The sequence below is a fragment of the Vibrio sp. B1REV9 genome (genome assembly GCF_905175395.2).
Taxonomy (GTDB): Bacteria; Pseudomonadota; Gammaproteobacteria; order Enterobacterales; family Vibrionaceae; genus Vibrio; species Vibrio alfacsensis.
In genome coordinates this window covers 1,778,318-1,796,509 of the sequence record NZ_HG992745.1, presented here as the reverse complement: position 1 = coordinate 1,796,509, position 18,192 = coordinate 1,778,318, and the positions used below count along the sequence as shown (strand labels likewise).

At 44.0% G+C, this 18,192-nt stretch carries 12 protein-coding genes and 1 pseudogene; 8 read left to right on the top strand and 5 right to left on the bottom strand.

Going from position 1 to position 18,192, the window contains the following annotated elements; all coding sequences use genetic code 11:
* Window positions 1-18: 18 nt before the first annotated feature.
* Together KHN78_RS13720 and KHN78_RS13715 are read right to left on the bottom strand one after the other, a co-directional pair.
* Complete coding sequence (locus KHN78_RS13720) at window positions 19-396, bottom strand: transporter (RefSeq protein WP_211916457.1); 378 nt, start codon at window positions 394-396, stop codon at window positions 19-21.
* Window positions 397-664: 268 nt separating this feature from the next.
* Complete coding sequence (locus tag KHN78_RS13715) at window positions 665-3,019, bottom strand: helicase-related protein (protein ID WP_211916456.1); 2,355 nt, start codon at window positions 3,017-3,019, stop codon at window positions 665-667.
* 216 nt (window positions 3,020-3,235) lie between these two features.
* Here KHN78_RS13715 and KHN78_RS13710 point away from each other — a divergent pair, with 216 nt between their 5' ends.
* The 3 genes and pseudogenes from KHN78_RS13710 (at window position 3,236) to KHN78_RS13700 (ending at window position 7,493) form a co-directional block, all read left to right on the top strand.
* On the top strand, window positions 3,236-4,924 hold the full coding sequence (locus KHN78_RS13710) for an NAD-dependent malic enzyme (protein ID WP_211916455.1): 1,689 nt from the start codon (window positions 3,236-3,238) through the stop codon (window positions 4,922-4,924).
* A gap of 163 nt (window positions 4,925-5,087) precedes the next feature.
* Window positions 5,088-5,880, top strand: a pseudogene (locus KHN78_RS13705) (vancomycin high temperature exclusion protein).
* 242 nt (window positions 5,881-6,122) lie between these two features.
* Entirely contained in the window at window positions 6,123-7,493 is a 1,371-nt protein-coding gene (locus tag KHN78_RS13700; protein ID WP_211916454.1) for an SLC13 family permease, read from the top strand.
* A gap of 206 nt (window positions 7,494-7,699) precedes the next feature.
* Here KHN78_RS13700 and KHN78_RS13695 read toward each other — a convergent pair whose 3' ends face one another.
* Window positions 7,700-9,067, bottom strand: coding sequence for a GGDEF domain-containing protein (locus KHN78_RS13695; protein ID WP_211916554.1), 1,368 nt, complete (start codon window positions 9,065-9,067; stop codon window positions 7,700-7,702).
* A gap of 340 nt (window positions 9,068-9,407) precedes the next feature.
* Between KHN78_RS13695 and KHN78_RS13690 the strand changes: the two genes are divergently transcribed.
* Window positions 9,408-10,232 carry a DUF2797 domain-containing protein gene (locus KHN78_RS13690; protein ID WP_211916453.1) on the top strand — a complete coding sequence of 275 codons (825 nt, stop codon included), beginning with the start codon at window positions 9,408-9,410 and terminating at the stop codon, window positions 10,230-10,232.
* A 72-nt stretch (window positions 10,233-10,304) separates the two neighbouring features.
* On the opposite strand, the gene KHN78_RS13685 is transcribed toward KHN78_RS13690, so the two are convergent.
* Together KHN78_RS13685 and KHN78_RS13680 are read right to left on the bottom strand one after the other, a co-directional pair.
* Window positions 10,305-11,540, bottom strand: a complete 1,236-nt coding sequence (locus tag KHN78_RS13685) for a cysteine desulfurase-like protein (protein ID WP_211916452.1) — start codon at window positions 11,538-11,540, stop codon at window positions 10,305-10,307.
* A complete protein-coding gene (locus KHN78_RS13680) occupies window positions 11,524-12,180 on the bottom strand; it encodes a 2OG-Fe dioxygenase family protein (RefSeq protein ID WP_211916553.1) in 657 nt (218 codons plus the stop codon). Before KHN78_RS13680 ends, KHN78_RS13685 begins: the two co-directional genes overlap by 17 nt.
* 370 nt (window positions 12,181-12,550) lie before the next feature.
* Here KHN78_RS13680 and trxB point away from each other — a divergent pair, with 370 nt between their 5' ends.
* The 4 genes from trxB (at window position 12,551) to KHN78_RS13660 (ending at window position 18,079) form a co-directional block, all read left to right on the top strand.
* Window positions 12,551-13,507 carry a thioredoxin-disulfide reductase gene (trxB, locus tag KHN78_RS13675; protein ID WP_211916451.1) on the top strand — a complete coding sequence of 319 codons (957 nt, stop codon included), beginning with the start codon at window positions 12,551-12,553 and terminating at the stop codon, window positions 13,505-13,507.
* 134 nt (window positions 13,508-13,641) lie between these two features.
* Entirely contained in the window at window positions 13,642-15,429 is a 1,788-nt protein-coding gene (gene cydD, locus KHN78_RS13670; RefSeq protein WP_211916450.1) for a heme ABC transporter permease/ATP-binding protein CydD, read from the top strand.
* Window positions 15,422-17,143 (top strand): heme ABC transporter ATP-binding protein/permease CydC, encoded by a 1,722-nt coding sequence (gene cydC / locus KHN78_RS13665; RefSeq protein ID WP_211916449.1) that lies wholly within the window; start codon window positions 15,422-15,424, stop codon window positions 17,141-17,143. Before cydD ends, cydC begins: the two co-directional genes overlap by 8 nt.
* A gap of 240 nt (window positions 17,144-17,383) precedes the next feature.
* Window positions 17,384-18,079: a VC0807 family protein gene (locus KHN78_RS13660; protein ID WP_211916448.1), complete on the top strand. Its 696-nt coding sequence runs from the start codon at window positions 17,384-17,386 to the stop codon at window positions 18,077-18,079.
* Window positions 18,080-18,192 lie beyond the last annotated feature (113 nt).

Sequence of the window (18,192 nt, the reverse complement as noted above, 5' to 3'; positions counted from 1 at the left end):
TTGATTTAATACTTCTCGTTAGAGTTTCAAGTTAAGTACGTCTTGCTCTGTGATATCTACTTTTAGTTGACTTCGAGCTTCGATGTACTCAATTTGTTCTGAGTCTAACGAATAAGGCATGACTACGCGTAGTTCTTGTATTCCCTCGTGCTGAGCTAGCTTTGCTAACTTCACGAGATTTGATTCGTCGCTTTGACGTGAAGACATCGATTTTAATGCCGCTTCCCAGAGACGATCCTCTGGTTTACTTAATTCTGCGATGTTTTGCTTCCACAACAAACCAAAAATAGGAGCAATAGTAGAAAAAGCCTCAACGAAGGTCCATTTTTTACTTCCTGATGCGCCTAAAAAACTGGTGTAGTCGAATTCAATGCATATCTTTCCTTGGTGCTTCATCCTATACCTCTACACTCAACAAAATTGAGTTATACGAAATATCGTACAATTACTTTGATATAGCAATAGGATATAAGACAATGGTCTTTTATTCCTGATTTTATTTACAAAAGGAAATATCAAAATCAATCTCATAACAAACTATACACATATTAGCTATGTGTGAATGTCGATTTAATTCATATTTTTTAATTATAAACAACAACCAACGGATGACCGTTTTTGAAAGAAAGCAGCAATAAACAAACCAAAGAACGATTCCTCACTATCATTTAACGTCAATGACTCGACTCGCCTTTTTATACTGAACTTTCCATCCAGACCATCGAGGCAATTCCCACCGCTTTGGATCAGCCTTTCGACTTCCCTCTACATAAATGACGTGGACCAGTTTTCGAGATACAAAATACTCAACATCGAGCTTTAGTTCCGCTAAAACCAGCTTTAATGGAAACTTCTCCGCGAAATCCTCGTATTCCCACTCGGGAACGCCTTTAAATGGGATGTCTTTCGCTTCGAACAACTCAATATCTTCAATACTCTCTACACCCAGAGTTTCCAATTGTTCGACCAACCACGATGAAAAAGTCAGATTTTCAATTGCCCCTTTATCGATAAGATCTGAGTTTAACCCAAGTGCGTTGTAGATCTTCCAATGCTGAATTTGTTGTTTTCTTAGTGGCGCAAATTCAGGCAACAGCGTTTCATCTTCAATCATCTCTGCAATGGATTGAACTGCAACTTCACCTTTAAGTGCTTGGTACTCTGTAAAGATACGACGACCGGCATAAACCAAATGCATGGTGGCGCGTGGCGATTCTTCTTCATAATTCGTTTCGCCTTGCTGCCACTCACCTAGTTCCAACTCTCTAAGCAAACGGAGCGAAATTGGCATCATAACTGAAGCAAGATTAAGCGTTTGCTTTACACCTCGTCCGGGTAAGCTGTGGCTATCTAAAACCAAAGCCGCTTCACTTGCTTCTGGGAACCGACTATTGCGACCAACCATCATTTCCATCATGCCATTACCAAGCGCATCTCGCCGACGTTCACGCCGCACAAATACGATCTCTGGATGCAGTTTAGCCATCGCTTTAACCAATACGTCTCGTTTATAACGCGAGGCTACTTCAAGATCGGGCAATTCAAAAACCGCTCGCATCTGTTTGGCTAAACCCTGTGCTTCTTCTAAGACACTCACATCAACGTTTACTCCGGGCAGCTGCTCACCACGCACCAGACGAATCATCAAGGCCACATCGCAACCGAATGTTTCTTGTTGGTCTAATGCTTCTGCTGCCTCTCCACTTTGCAACTGGTACAACTGAGCAGGTACAGATAACGCTGCTGCCAAATCGATCATCGCCTCTTTTTCTGCTTTTGTTTGAATACGGGTAACCAAATCTGCAAACAAAGCATCAATCGGCAGCGGGTAAACCTTTTTGCCATGGTCAGTGACATTACCTTGATCGTCAATCGCTCCCATTGAACGCAACGTTTTCGCGGCCAAAGCTAATGATTTCTCAGGCAATGTTTCAAGAAATGAAAGGTTCGACAAGGGATAGTCACAACAAGCAGCTGCCAACATTGGCTCCACGAGTTCTTCACGATGAAGCTCCGGTGGCGTGATGAGTTCCAGTGGCGCATGCTCACCATATAAACGAATGCACGCTCCCTCAGAAACCCGGCCTGCTCGACCCATTCGTTGTGCGGCACTGGCTTTAGAAATATTGGTCAACATCAGAGCAGTACGCCCGTTTCGTTGAATAGTCCGACGCTCTAAACCGCTGTCTATCACGACACGGATATTCGGAATCGTCAAAGACGTCTCCGCCACGTTGGTCGCTAACACTATTTTGCGCTGATTTTGAGTGGTAAGTGCACGGTGCCTTTCATCATCACTCACCGATGCATGCAATTTGACCACCAGCACGTCTTCAATATGCTGCAACATCTGAGCGCATTGAGTGATCTCTTTACGCCCGGGTAAGAAGACCAGAATATCGCCATCTTCATCTTCTAACGCTTCTTTGACGGTACTTACGACATCATTCTCACAACCTTTTTTATTGGGCAAATAACGACTATCACGCGCCCGATATGTCACCGTTACGGGAAAGCAACGCCCATTAGAACGAAGTCTTTTTGCCCCTAAATACTCAGCCAGTTTTTCGCCCTCTAACGTTGCAGAAGTGACGATTAAACGATGCTGATTTTCTCGCTTTAAAATTGCAGTAAGGAGATCAATATCCCAGCGGCGCTCGTGAAACTCATCCACCATAACAATATCGAAGTTTGCAAGCTTGTCTTCTGCAAACCAACGCAATGCAACGCCAGGTGTGACGAACACAACTTGTGTGTTCTCATCAAAGTGAGCATGGAGCTTAATCGCATAACCAATTTTCGTGCCTAATGCTTGACCTGATTGTTCAACCAGAAATTCAGCTAATGAGGTACAAGCAATTCGACGCGGCTCAATGACCAAAACGCGGCCATGATTGGCAGCCCATATTGGCAAACGAGTCGATTTACCGGACCCCGTTTCAGCTTCAACCACAAGATGATGGTGACTTACGAGTTGGTCAAATTCAGCTTTTAAGCTATCAATAGGCAATTGAGACATAAATGAAAGGATCGTATGTGGTTAGAGCGCCCTATTATACTCAAGTGAAAAATTCTTGCTTTAGGAATCACTACAGCGCCTATACTGACGATATTTTCATCGGGTATTAATTTTTTTTGCGACATTACGTTGATGTGCATCAACGATTGTTTACAACTAAATACTGAACCCGTTAGAATTTTACCCGCATCCCACAACCCTACATAAAGGCACCCAATGAACAACGACAAGCGCCCACTCTATATCCCTTTTGCGGGACCGGCTCTTTTGGCAACTCCGCTTTTGAACAAAGGCAGTGCATTTACGACAGAAGAACGCAGCTCGTTCAACTTAGATGGTCTTCTACCTGAAACGACCGAAACTATCCAAGAGCAAGTAGAGCGTGCCTACCGTCAGTACAAAAGCTTCGAAAGTGACATGGATAAGCATATCTACCTGCGCAACATCCAAGACACAAACGAAACGCTTTTTTATCGCTTAGTTCAAAACCACATTTCAGAGATGATGCCTATCATCTACACTCCGACTGTGGGTGCAGCTTGTGAAAACTTCTCTAACATTTACCGTCGTGGCCGTGGTTTGTTCATCTCATACCCGAACCGTGATCGCATCGACGACTTGTTAAACAACGCAGCAAACCATAACGTAAAAGTGATTGTTGTAACCGATGGCGAACGAATCTTAGGTTTGGGTGACCAGGGTATCGGTGGCATGGGCATTCCTATCGGTAAGCTATCACTGTACACCGCATGTGGTGGTATCAGCCCAGCTTACACGCTGCCTATCGTGCTGGATGTTGGTACAAACAACCCTCAACGTTTAGCGGATCCGATGTACATGGGATGGCGTCATCCACGTATAACAGGCCCTGACTACGATGCGTTTGTTGAGGAATTTATCCAAGCGGTTCAACGTCGCTGGCCAGATGCGTTAATCCAATTCGAAGATTTCGCTCAAAAAAATGCGATGCCATTACTAGAACGCTACAAAGACCGCATCTGTTGTTTCAATGATGATATTCAAGGAACCGCGGCAGTCACAGTAGGCTCACTACTTGCGGCATGTAAAGCTGCGGGAACAAAACTGTCTGAGCAACGTATTACTTTCTTAGGTGCGGGCTCAGCAGGCTGTGGCATTGCCGAAGCGATCATCGCTCAGATGGTGTCAGAGGGCATTTCTGATAAAAAAGCACGATCTCAAGTTTACATGGTCGACCGTTGGGGCCTACTACAAGAAGGCATGCCGAACTTACTTGATTTCCAACAGCGTCTCGTTCAGAAGTTCGACAACACGAAGAAGTGGGAAATGGAAGGGAATGCTTTCTCACTACTTGATGTGATGCACAACGCTAAACCAACCGTACTTATCGGTGTTTCTGGTGCGCCAGGCCTATTTAGCCAAGAAGTCATCGAAGAAATGCACAAACACTGTCCGCGTCCAATTATCTTCCCACTGTCAAACCCAACAAGTCGTGTTGAAGCAACACCAAACGACATTATTCGTTGGACAAATGGTGAAGCTCTTGTTGCAACAGGTAGCCCGTTTGAGCCCGTCGTACATGAGGGGCGTTCTTACCCTATCGCCCAGTGTAATAACAGTTACATCTTCCCAGGTATCGGTCTTGGCGTGCTTGCGGTTAATGCAAGAAGAGTAACGGACGAAATGTTACAGGAATCAAGCCGAGCACTTGCGACTTGTTCTCCGCTTGCCATCAATGGTCACGGAGCACTGCTTCCACCATTAGAAGAAATTCATTTGGTATCGAAGAAGATTGCATTCGCTGTTGCTAAAAAAGCGATTGAGCAAGGTGTTGCGTTAGAAATTACTGACGAAGCACTGAATGATGCCATTGACCAAGCATTCTGGCAGCCAGTTTACCGCCGTTACAAACGCACAGCATTCTAAGCAATGAGACGATTTGTTTAATAATTCGCCCTCGCTCTGCGGGGGCTTTTCTTTTTTAAGCTATTTTTCATCCTCCTAACCATATTTTGGCATTTCTGGGCTTCTCTCTTTAATTCTATAAGATATGATGAGAGACTCTTTTTCATAAAGGACATAGAACGTTTTGCTGTTTTCTCGCATAAGGTCAAAGTGGAAGCTTAAGTTGTCATGGAAGCGTTTTGCTTTGGTTTTGTCGATCTCTGTTCTCGGCCTATTGTGCACGGTTATCGCAATTGACCGCTGGGTTGTACTTCAAGCACAGGATCAAATTTATACCAATTACGAGCAAGTTCCGAATCATGAAGTGGCGGTTGTTCTTGGCACTAGTAAATACATCGGAAAAACACTCAATACCTATTACACCCACAGAATAAACTCAGCCATTGAACTCTACAAACAAGGTAAGATAAAACAGTTCCTCCTCAGTGGAGATAACGCGCACCGTTCTTACAATGAGCCATGGACGATGAAGCGTGACCTACTAAAAGCAGGTGTACCAGAAGAGGTGATTCACCTTGATTATGCAGGGTTTCGCACGCTCGACTCTATCGTCCGAGCAAAAAAAGATTTTTGCATCCGACCGCTTCCTCATCGTGACACAACGCTTTCATTGTGAACGAGCTCTGTTTATTGCTGATGCTTATAATATTGATGCGCAGTGTCTTGCGGTTGCGGGTCCAACGACAAAGAAACAAAAGACCTCAATGCGTACTCGTGAACTGCTGGCTCGAGTAAAAGCTTTTTTAGACCTTTACATCATGGATACCCAGCCTCGTTTCCTTGGCCCTCAAGTGCCTATTGTCGCGGTCGACAAGGCGAACACTGAAGACGAAATACACGCTTCACACGTCACGGACGGGCTTCCTCTAGAAGCACAAGATCAAAAAGAATCCGTCCAACAAAAACAAGCTAACTAGCTTATATCATCGCTCGACGCGACTCTTGTATACCTGGTGTTATTCTTACCACGAAAACCAAACCACTAAATGGGTAGCTTTCTACCCATTTCCAATTATTGGCGTCACATTTTCTTATTTTTTGGTTCAATCTCCGTAAATCCCACCCGCGCTTGCATGTAACATTTAATTAATAAATAACTACAAGTCAGTTACCTTGCCATAATAAATCAACAAAACGGCAGGAATAAAGGAGCCTAACCATGACCGCATTTGCTGTGACATTGAAGAACTGGTTCTTCACTCGCAACAGTATGATTTTAGTGTTCAATATCATGCTGTTTGTTTTGCTATTCAACACGCTACCCTTTGACCCCAAAGTCGTGACCGGATTGTGTATTTTAGTGTTCGTTGCAATTCTTTGGCTAACCGAAGCAATTCATGTAAGTATTACTGCGCTCTTAATCCCATTGCTTGCTGTATTTCTCGGAGTTTTTAATACCCAAACTGCTCTCAACAATTTTTCTAACTCTATCATTTTCCTATTTCTAGGCGGTTTTGCACTCGCAGCAGCACTACATAAACAAAAGCTAGATCGCGCTATCGCTGATAAAGTGTTGCTCATCGCAGGCGGAAAAATGTCGGTGGCCGTCTTTATGTTGTTTGGTGTGAGTGCAGCACTATCAATGTGGATATCAAATACAGCAACGACAGCAATGATGTTACCCCTTGTTTTGGGCGTAATGAGCAAATTAGATGCAGAAAAAAACCATCGTACATTTCTATTCGTACTGCTTGGTATCGCTTATAGTGCTTCAATCGGCGGTATTGCAACATTGGTCGGAAGCCCGCCCAATGCGATTGCAGCCGCAGAAGTTGGCTTAGGATTTATCGACTGGATGAAACTCGGCCTACCTATCTCACTAATTTTATTACCTATCGCTGTTTTAGTTCTATACACCGTCACTAAGCCGGATCTAAGCCATACTTTCGAGCTCTCTCATAAACCTGTGGAGTGGACCAACGGAAAAATGGTGACTTTAGCTATTTTCCTTTTAACCGTAACACTTTGGATCTTTAGTAAACCGATCAATGCCATGCTAGGCGGGTTTGCCAAGTTCGATACGCTGGTTGCTATCGGTGCAATTCTACTATTGGGGGCGTCTCGCGCCGTTGAGTGGAAAGACATTGAAAAAACAACTGACTGGGGTGTACTCATTCTCTTTGGTGGTGGTATCTGTCTTAGCAATGTCTTAAAGGTAACGGGTACAAGTGTGTTTCTTGCACATGGTCTGACAGGTTTCTTAGAACAAGCGGGCGTGTTTCTTACTATCCTGGCAGTCGTCGCTTTCGTCGTATTCCTTACTGAATTTGCTAGTAACACGGCGAGTGCTGCGCTGCTTGTTCCTGTATTCGCCACGATTGCTGAAGCGCTAGGGCTGTCACCGGTCATTCTTTCCGCATTAATCGCGATAGCTGCATCTTGTGCATTTATGTTGCCAGTCGCAACACCACCAAACGCGATTGTCTTTGGTACAGGCCACATTCAGCAAAAAGAAATGATGAGGATCGGGGTAATTCTAAATATTGCCTGCATCGGCGCGCTGACGCTATTTGCTTGGCTGTTTTGGTAAATTAAACCACAACACACTGCTGTTCTGGTGATAAATGTAATCACCTCCCCCCTCACAAAGAGATTGAGCAGCAGTTTCTCTTTGGTGGCCAATCGGCCACCATTTTTTCTTATTGGTTTTTGAAATTAAAGTAGTTGTTGAGATTAAGTTAGTTGTGGGGATTAACGTTGTCGGGCCTAAAAATGAGGTTCAGTATCTGACTTCACTTAACCACCGTTATCTACTTGAGAGCCAGTGTTCACTTGACTGCCACTGTTTACTTGACTGCCATAGTTAACTTCGATGCGATTTCGCCCGTTACGTTTGGCTAAATAAAGAACTTCATCCGCTCTTGCCATGGTCTCTGAAATTCGTTCATTTTCCATTTGAGCCACACCAATACTGCACGTCAACGTATCACCATGGACCCATAAATGCTTTTCAACACTTTTGCGCACCGCTTCTGCCTTTTTAACGGCCTGCTCGATATTCGTTTCCGGGCAGAAAACAACAAACTCTTCTCCACCCCATCGTACCAAACGGTCATCTGCATCAATATTGCTCGCAATCACCATCACGAACTCCCGCAATATATCGTCCCCCATTTGATGGCCATATTTGTCGTTGACGCGCTTAAATTTATCTAAATCCAAGTATAGGATTGAAAACGACTCATACCCCCAACGAACATGGCGAGCTTGCTGTTCTAACCAGCTATGTACAGCATGACGGTTCATCGCACCCGTTAACGCATCACGGTGTGCTAACTCAGCGAATTCACAATTTTGCGCTCTTAGTGTGCTATTCACCTTTTCTAAATGGCGATGACGTTTGCTTGCTTTATCAAAGGCAATTTTATTTTTACGCATTTCATGTAATGAAAATGCAAGCCCTAATGCCATCCATGAAAAAAGTAATGCAAACAACAATGTCGACTCTTCGACATACGCACCTTCAAACTCAATCTTATCAATAACGATTTTATGTTTGCCCAGTGCCGCTCCAGCGCCTGTCGCTAAATCAATTCGAGTTATATTGGAGAACTCAGGAGCAGAGTGCTCTATGGCAACATTGTTATCGTTTAGCCACCACGTCATCACTTGAAGATTCTTAATTGGAATTTCAATCACTTCGCTAAAACTGGAAGGTGAAAACTGCATACCATTGTATTTAATGGTGTATTCATCTTGAGGAATAGAATATGCGGAGTTGTAATTTCTTAGGTAAATTCGAAGATTTTTGTTCGGGTTCTCCCCAATACCCGCGGTTTCATAACGCAGAGTCAGACGAATGGTATGGTAGCTAGAGAGATCTAATCCCTTTGTGGCTTCTTTTACATCGGTATAGACCGAAATACCACAATACGGCCAAGCGTATGTACTTTTCTGTAAATCACAGTCCAAAGTGAGACTTTGTCCATTGTATGTGATTTCTGATTTGCTAAGACCATTAGCACTTGCGTCATTCGTAGCATGGATATTGAACTGTTCCGGCGTTACCACAAGCTTGCGCGTATCACCAAGCAAAGCATAAAGCGCAACCAAACTGATCGTGCATATCGACAAGGTAAAAACAAATTTGTGTATCCATTTCATCATGATTGGCCTAGTAACTATCAATCGCCCTATTTATATCGTGCAATGTACCGAAAGATTTTTGCCATTGCAAATAAAGTATTTTTGCAAGTCAAAAAAGTGACTTTTAACTCACATTCTCACTTTAAATACATACAACGCACACGTTAAACGTGATCTTGCTTTACGTCTGTATGATTTTGAAACAACTCTCTGATTTGCGAAGCAATTCACGTCAGGCACCCTCATTCTGCAAAAAAAGCAACAAATACAGGTTTAAGTCGGTTTCCTTGAAGCATTCCTCTCCATCTATAGGCTGGTAAGGTATATACTGGTCAAAAACACAATAATGAGTAATGTCATGTCAATAATTGCTACTGGTACGCTAAATAAAATGCGTGCATCTCTTGACGGTGCTGTCAGTTACCGTCTTCCTGTAGGTGATGAAGAAGTCGATCTGAGTGCGTTTCTCGGTCAAACTCTGACTCTCACCCATACGGGGAACATTTACTGCTGCGCTTGCGGCAAGAAGACTAAAAAAAGCTACTCTCAAGGTCATTGCTTCGTTTGCATGAAGAAATTAGCAAGCTGCGATATGTGTATTATGAAGCCAGAAACTTGTCACTACGAACAAGGCACCTGCCGCGAGCCGAAATGGGGCGAAGATAACTGTATGGTTGACCACTTCGTTTATCTATCAAACACCTCTAGCTTAAAAGTAGGTATTACACGCCACACGCAAATTCCAACACGTTGGATTGACCAAGGTGCAACTCAAGGCCTGCCTATTTTCAAGGTGAAAACTCGTCAAATTTCAGGTTTAATCGAAGTGGAATTGGCGAAACACATTGCCGATAAAACTAACTGGAGAACGCTATTAAAAGGCGACGGTGAACCAATGCCGTTAAAAGCGCGTTTTGCAGAACTATTACCATTAGTAGAAGACAAGATTGCAGAGATCAAATCACAGTATGGTGATGATGCAATTGAAATTTTGACTGAGAATATTACCGATTTGAGCTACCCGGTTCAGCAGCACCCAATCAAGATCACGTCACACAACTTTGACAAAAACCCGATTGTTTCCGGCACACTGCAAGGTATTAAAGGTCAATATTTGATCTTTGATACTGGCGTTATCAACATCCGTAAATTTACATCTTACGAAATAGAAGTAAGTGCTTAAGCCATTTACTTTTCCCAAAAAGAAAAAGCTCGAGTCAATCACTCGAGCTTTGTTTGCTAAAAATAGTATCACTTAGGCATCAAGGATGTTTTCCAGTATATCAAACAACATATCTATTTCCGCCGTGGTGTTGTAGTGCATACAGCCGATACGAACCACGCCCCCCGACTCCTCTAAGCCTAATTGACGTACCAAACCCAAGGCGTAGAAGTGACCATTCCACACACAGATATTGTGCTCCCCTAACGTCTTAGCAATAAATTCAGGAGAGTATCTATCAAATGTTAAAGCAAAAGTAGGCGTTCGATGTTGACTGCTTTCGTGATTAATACCGAATAAATTAACACCATCAAGCGCGCTTAAACGCTGTAAAAAATGTTCGCTTAATCGCTCTTCATGTTGATTATACAAAGCGTAACTTTGCTCTAGTCTCTGGCGAAGTGGCAAGCCTGCTTCTCCAAATTGTGCTAAGTAATCCACCGCAGCGGTGACGCCAGCCAATCCTTCGAAACTTTGCGTGCCCGTTTCAAAGCGCCCAGGGCCAATATTCGTGGCAGGCTCAACCTTATATGGTTTAACCGTATGTAGCCACTGATCTGCCACGTATGCAATACCGACATGAGGACCGAAAAATTTGTACGCAGAACATGCTAAGAAGTCACATTCTAGCTCTTGCACATCCACTAAATGATGAGGCGCGTAATGAACTGCATCAACATACACCTGCGCACCAACCTGATGGGCCATGTCAACGACACGTCGAACATCTACAATCGAGCCTGTCGTGTTGGAAGCGTAAGTCACTGCAACCAAACGGGTCTTTTCATTGAGCAAGTTTTTCAAATGGTCGAGATCTAATGTGCAGTCTTCTTCATTAACTCGAACTTGATGAACAACCGCCCCTTTGTCTTGCGCAGCTTGCTGCCAACTCGATACATTTGAATAGTGATCTAATGAAGAAACGATAATTTCATCGCCCTCTTTCCAGTCACGACTGATTGCACGACTCAATTGAAAAGTAAGAGAAGTCATGTTTGCGCCAAACACAATATTACCTGAAGACGGTGCGTTCAAAAGCGCTTGTGCAGACTCTCTCGCCAACTGCATCACTTGGACGGTTGCTTGGCTAGAAAAGTAATGCCCACCAAGGTTTGAATTAAAACGGCCCAGATAGTTAACCATACTATCCAATACCCTTTTCGGTACTTGCGACCCGCCCGGGCCATCAAAAAATGTCACCGGTCGATCATTATGATATTGAGCCAATGCAGGGAATTGCTCTCTGATCTGATTAAGATTGAAGTTCATTGCGCTTGTCCGTTGCTGTCAAAACAAAAACATCCATGTGACCTTCTTGATCATTAATAACAGAGCGAATTGGGACGGCGTTATGCCACAGCTTACTGTCTGCCAACATAGCCACTTCTCCATTCTCTAACACTTTCCTAAAAAACGGTGCTTGGTTATGACTGCTATATAACATGATATCCCCCCCCATGATGTTATGACGCCCCACACCAACTAAAGCGATATGATCAAATCCATCTTGGTGTACCCCCTCTGGGGCAACTTGGGTTTCATCATAAATGGCCGTGATTCGAATCTGATGAATCTCAATTTCTTGTCCATCCGCTAAATGATTCGCGTTCATAAACAAAGCACACATCTCTCGGAATCCCTCGCTTGAGATGATTTCCTTTTCAATCGGTTCAAATTGACGAACGACATCGCCTTGAAATCGGTTGATATCCGAAGATTGGACAAAACTGTTCTTGTTTAAATCCACAACTTGTCCATTTTCAAAACCAACCACAGAGTAACGTCTAAGACGATATTGGCCATCTGCATGTTCCGTGCGTGGTAAGCCATTAAATGATGGCGAAAGCTGCTCAATGGCTGCCATGCTGAGCTGGGTTAAATGTAGGGTATTCTCACGTGAATGTAACATCATTGACTCCTTTAATGAGGCACATCTAGTTTATTTATTTAACATTTAATTTACATCATAGGATACGCAAATATCCTGCAATTGCCAGCATTTGACGTTGATAGCTTCAACATATTACATAAAACGTCATACTATGCTTAAATTTCAACCAAAAATAGATTAAACATTCAAACATGAGCATTGGCAACATTTGAAACTAGCGTTCTCTACTATAAATAGAATTTTATGCTGCATTAAAACCACGATTTATGAACATCAGCAAGTTCTAACCTATAACCATTAATTCGATCAGAGGCCGCCGTTTATGCTTTTAAAGCACGGAGAATTTCCCTACAATCGAGAGAAATGTTCTGCCCTCTTTGGAGCCATAATGAGCGACGTAAAACACTGTAAACTATTAATTCTTGGTTCTGGTCCAGCCGGATACACTGCCGCGGTATACGCAGCACGTGCTAACCTAAATCCGGTACTTGTGACGGGAATGCAGCAAGGTGGTCAGCTAACCACAACAACAGAAGTAGAAAACTGGCCAGGTGACGCGGAAGGACTGACTGGTCCTGATTTGATGGAGCGCATGAAAGCGCACGCGGAGCGATTCGAAACAGAAATCGTATTCGATCACATCAACGAAGTAGAATTGTCTCAACGCCCGTTCCGTCTAAAAGGTGACTCGGCGGAGTATACCTGTGATGCATTGATCATCTCCACTGGTGCATCTGCGAAATACTTAGGTTTAGAATCCGAAGAAGCGTTCAAAGGCCGTGGCGTTTCGGCATGTGCAACCTGTGATGGGTTCTTCTACCGTAACCAAAAAGTAGCAGTAGTAGGCGGTGGTAACACTGCTGTCGAAGAAGCACTTTACCTATCGAATATTGCTTCTGAAGTTCACCTCATTCACCGTCGCGACACATTCCGCGCAGAGAAAATCCTCGTCAAACGACTGATGGACAAAGTAGAAAGTGGCAACATCATTCTCCATACGGATCGTACACTCGATGAAGTGCTAGGTGATGATATGGGTGTCACCGGCGTTCGCATTAAAGATGTAAACAATGGTGCAACTGAAGATCTTGAAGTCATGGGCGCATTCATCGCAATCGGCCACCAGCCAAATACTCAAATCTTTGAAAACCAACTCGACATGAAAGACGGTTACATCATCGTTAAATCAGGTCTTGAGGGTAACGCAACACAAACCAGTGTTGAAGGTGTCTTTGCCGCAGGTGATGTGATGGACCATAACTACCGTCAAGCAATCACTTCTGCTGGTACAGGTTGTATGGCCGCATTAGATGCAGAACGCTTCCTAGATGCACTACCTGAATAACCTTTGCTCACTAAGATATATTGACATATAACTTTTCACATTTGTGTCATATCCTTACAGCCCAGCGGTATTCCCGCTGGGTTTTCTTTTGTATACTACCGCCTCATTAAAACAATTATCATTAAGCCTTCATAATGGATAAGAAAAAGCAAAGCAGCTTGAATAAGTGGCTTAAGCAACAGAGTAAGTTGGCCAAGCGCTGGCTAATGGTTGCGATAGGCCTAGGCGTACTATCAAGCGTGTTTTTATTGGCTCAAGCAGCCCTGCTCGCCTCCATTCTTCATCAGTTAATCATTGAACATGTCGACAAAAATGAGCTTGTTTGGCATTTCGTCGGATTAGGCGTCACCGTTATTGGACGTGCAGCTTGTACGTGGGGACGCGAAATCGCAGGTTACCGCTGTGGTGAGCAAATCCGCGTTTACATCCGTCAACTGATTCTAGATAAAGTCCACCAGCTTGGCCCCGCTTACATTAAAGGCAAACCTGCTGGTAGTTGGGCAACACTGATCTTAGAGCAAGTGGAAGATATGCAAGACTTCTTCTCTCGCTACTTGCCACAAATGTCACTGTCTGTACTCGTGCCTTTTATCATCCTCGTGGTGGTCTTCCCTATTAACTGGGCTGCGGGTCTAATTTTCCTTATCACTGCTCCGTTAGTTCCGATGTTCATGGCACTTGTTGGTATGAAAGCCGCGGATGCCAACCGCAAGAACTTTAAAGCACTGCAACGCTTATCCGGTCATTTCTATGATCGTTTACAAGCGATGACAACCATTCGTCTGTTTGACCGCACTCAATCCGAAACAGAGACACTGAAAGGGGCCTCTGAAGTATTTCGCACTCGCACCATGGATGTGTTAAAGATTGCGTTCTTATCTTCAGCTGTTCTTGAGTTTTTCACCTCTATCTCTATCGCAATTACCGCGGTGTACTTTGGCTTTAGCTACATTGGTGAGCTCAACTTTGGCTACTACGGTACAGGGGTCACTCTATTCGCGGGCCTCTTCATCTTGATTCTTGCCCCTGAATTTTATCAACCACTGCGTGACCTTGGCACGTTTTATCATGCCAAGCAGCAAGCTGTTGGTGCAGCCGAAAGTATCGTAGAGTTTCTTGAGTTAGATGTTGACCAAGTCAAAAATGGCAATAAAGCAATAGAGCCAAATTCAGCCATTCATATTGAAGCGACGGACCTGATTATCTTTAGCCCTGAGGGAAAGCAGTTGGCAGGCCCACTGAGTTTCACACTAGATTCAAACCAAAGTACGGCGTTAGTCGGACCAAGTGGTGCCGGTAAAACCAGTTTAGTGAATACTATCCTTGGCTTTATGCCATACAAAGGCAGCCTGAAGATAAACGGTGATGAATTGTCTGAATTGGATCTATCCACATGGCGTAAAGCCATTAGTTGGATTGGCCAAAACCCAATGCTTCTTCACGGCAATATTCGTGACAACGTCACTCTTGGTAAGCAGAATATTCAAGATCAGCAAGTGCACTCGGTACTCCATGATTCTCATAGTATTGAATTTGTTGAGATGCACGGTTTGGATTACCAGGTCTCCGACCGTTCCGGTGGTTTATCTGTCGGTCAGGCGCAACGTCTCGCGCTTGCACGTGCGATGTTGCAAAATGGTCGTTTTTGGTTACTGGACGAACCGACAGCCAGTTTGGACGCGCGCAGTGAAAAGCTTGTTATGGAAGGCATTACTAAATACACGGCGTCTACCACCAACTTGATGATCACTCACCAACTTGCACCACTACAAAATGTGTCGCAAATTCTTGTTATGCAACAAGGTCAAATCGTTCAACGTGGTGACTATACTACATTAGCCTCTCAAGATGGTTTATTTAAAGAAATGTTGGCAGCGAACCTCGCTCAACGTGAATCAGACAAGGGGAACTTAGATGCGTGATTTACTCCCTTATCTAAAGCTGTATAAGAAACATTGGTTTGGCTTGTCGTTAGGCATGTTATTAGCATTCCTCACTCTAGCGGCTTCTATTGGGCTATTAACTCTTTCTGGTTGGTTTATTTCTGCATCGGCAGTTGCGGGCCTCACCATTGCACGTGAAACTTTCAACTACATGTTGCCAGGTGCAGGAGTACGTGGTGCAGCGATGGCACGAACCGCCGGTCGATGGGGAGAGCGTGTTGTTAGCCATAATGCAACATTCAAACTTCTGACCGACCTACGGATATTCTTCTTTAAGAAGCTTGCACCGCTTATTCCCGGCCGTATTTCAACTTTACGTGATGCAGACCTCCTGAATCGCTTAGTGGCTGATGTCGATGCAATGGACCACGTTTATCTGCGTCTTATTAGTCCAGTAATTGTTGGTATCTTCGGCATTTTAGCGATGACCGCCGTTTTAGCGTTCTTCGATTGGCACCTTGCTATTCTACTAGGCGGCATCTTAACGGTTATGCTCCTGATATGGCCGGTGCTGTTTTACAAACTTGGTAAACACAATGGTGAGCACCTCACTCATAATAAAGCTCAGCTACGCGTTGCGACATTAGACTGGCTGCAAGGTTACAGCGAATTGAGTCTATTTGGCGCGGAAGAGCGTTACCGAAATGCGATTCTTGAAAAGCAAAATCAACTGCTGTCGAACCAGTTCGTAAACGCAAATCTCACTGGTATGGCTTCTGGTTTGCTGATGCTGGCAAACGGACTAACGTTGGTGGTTATGCTATGGTTTGCGGCGGATGGTGTTGGTGGTCGAGCGCCCGATCCTTGGATTGCTCTATTTGCATTCGCAACCCTGGCAAGCTTTGAGATCCTCATGCCAATTGCAGGTGCATTCCAATATCTGGGTCAAACCTTAACTTCTGCACGTCGTTTGAATGACGTCATTCTGGCACAGCCTGACGTTATCTTCCCAGAGCAATCTGAACGACCAGATTTACCACTGGATATTGAATTCGACAATATTGATTTCACTTACCCTGATGGCCAGCAGAAAGTAGTAAAGGATCTCACGCTATCACTACCGCTTGGGTCAAAAACGGCGGTCGTTGGTCAAACGGGTTCAGGTAAATCAACGTTAATACAATTGCTATGTCGCTACTGGGACGTAAACAAAGGCCAAGTGCGTATTGGTGGTGCTCCACTTCAAGATTGGAGTGAGTCTGATTTACGTGCTGCGATCACGGTAGTAAGCCAGCGCGTGGACGTTTTAAATGGCACACTGCGAGATAACTTATTACTTGCCGCTCCAGAAGCAAGTGATGATCAACTTGTCGAAATTCTAACCAAAGTGGAACTGGCAAATCTGTTAGATGAACCAGGGCTAGACGCTTGGTTAGGTGATGGTGGTCGTCAGCTATCTGGGGGCGAAAAACGCCGTATTGGTATTGCTCGAGCACTATTACGAGATGCCCCTATTCTACTTCTTGATGAGCCAACTGAAGGTCTTGATAAGCGCACTGAACAAAAAGTAATGGAATTGTTCCAGCTGCACTTTAGCAATAAAACAGTCGTATTCATCACTCACCGCTTAATTGAGCTCGAAAGCATGGACAACATCTGCTTAATGGAGCAAGGCGAGATCATCGAGCAAGGTGATCACCACACGCTGCTTGCACAAAAAGGCCGATACCATCAGCTGTGGCAATCTTTATAGCGACAACATTTATACACAAGGCTCATCGTTTGGTGAGCCTTTCTTATGGTACATCGATCTTCTCACCTCTGATTTTTGTCCATATAATTATTCTGCGGCATATAGACTATGCACTCAGCACTGTTTATTTCATAAGTCGTTACATAAACCGACGCTTTAATGCTTTACATCTGCGGCTGAGCAGTAAACACTTCCCATCGAAGTGAAATCGTATCCGACACAATAGAGTCATTAGAAATTATGAGTAACACGACCACAAAAAAGTCGAATCCCTTATTCGAGATCCTCTTTAACGTCTTCATCCCCTCTTTCATCTTGATGAAATTTAGTGGCGAAGAGCATTTGGGAACAGCAATGGCACTCATTGTTGCTTTGCTCTTTCCCATTATTTACGGCGGCATGGATCTTATTCGCAATAAAAAGTTTAACTTTATCGCTGCACTAGGCTTTGTCAGCGTGCTATTAACTGGTGGCATCGGTTTATTAGAACTTGATACACGTTGGTTAGCACTTAAAGAGGCTTTAATTCCTGGTCTTATTGGTTTAGCAGTACTGGGGTCGACGTTCACACGCTACCCGTTTATGCAAAAGATGCTACTCAACGACACCATTTTGAACCTCACACTAATCAAAGAGCGGTTGACAGAAAATGGGCGTACTGACGAGTTCGAGCGTTGCCTCATGTCATCAAACTACTTGTTCGCAAGTACTTTTGCGTTCTCTTCAGCAATGAACTACTTCCTTGCTACATGGATTGTGACTAGCCCTGCGGGCACTGCTGCTTTCAATGAAGAGTTAGGCAAGCTCACGTTATACAGCTACCCAATGATAGCCATTCCAAGTATGTTGATGATGTTCGGTATTTTTTACTACGTATGGCGCCAAATTCGTGCTTTGACATCACTCGAAACAGAGCAAATTTTCCATACTAAGTAAGTCGTATTTAGAGTAGATGCAGTTCAAATTAACAAAGCTCCAATTAACATAATTCAAGTTCGTTGAGATTCCATGGACGAGCATTTCTAATAAAACGGCCAGCAATAGGAAAA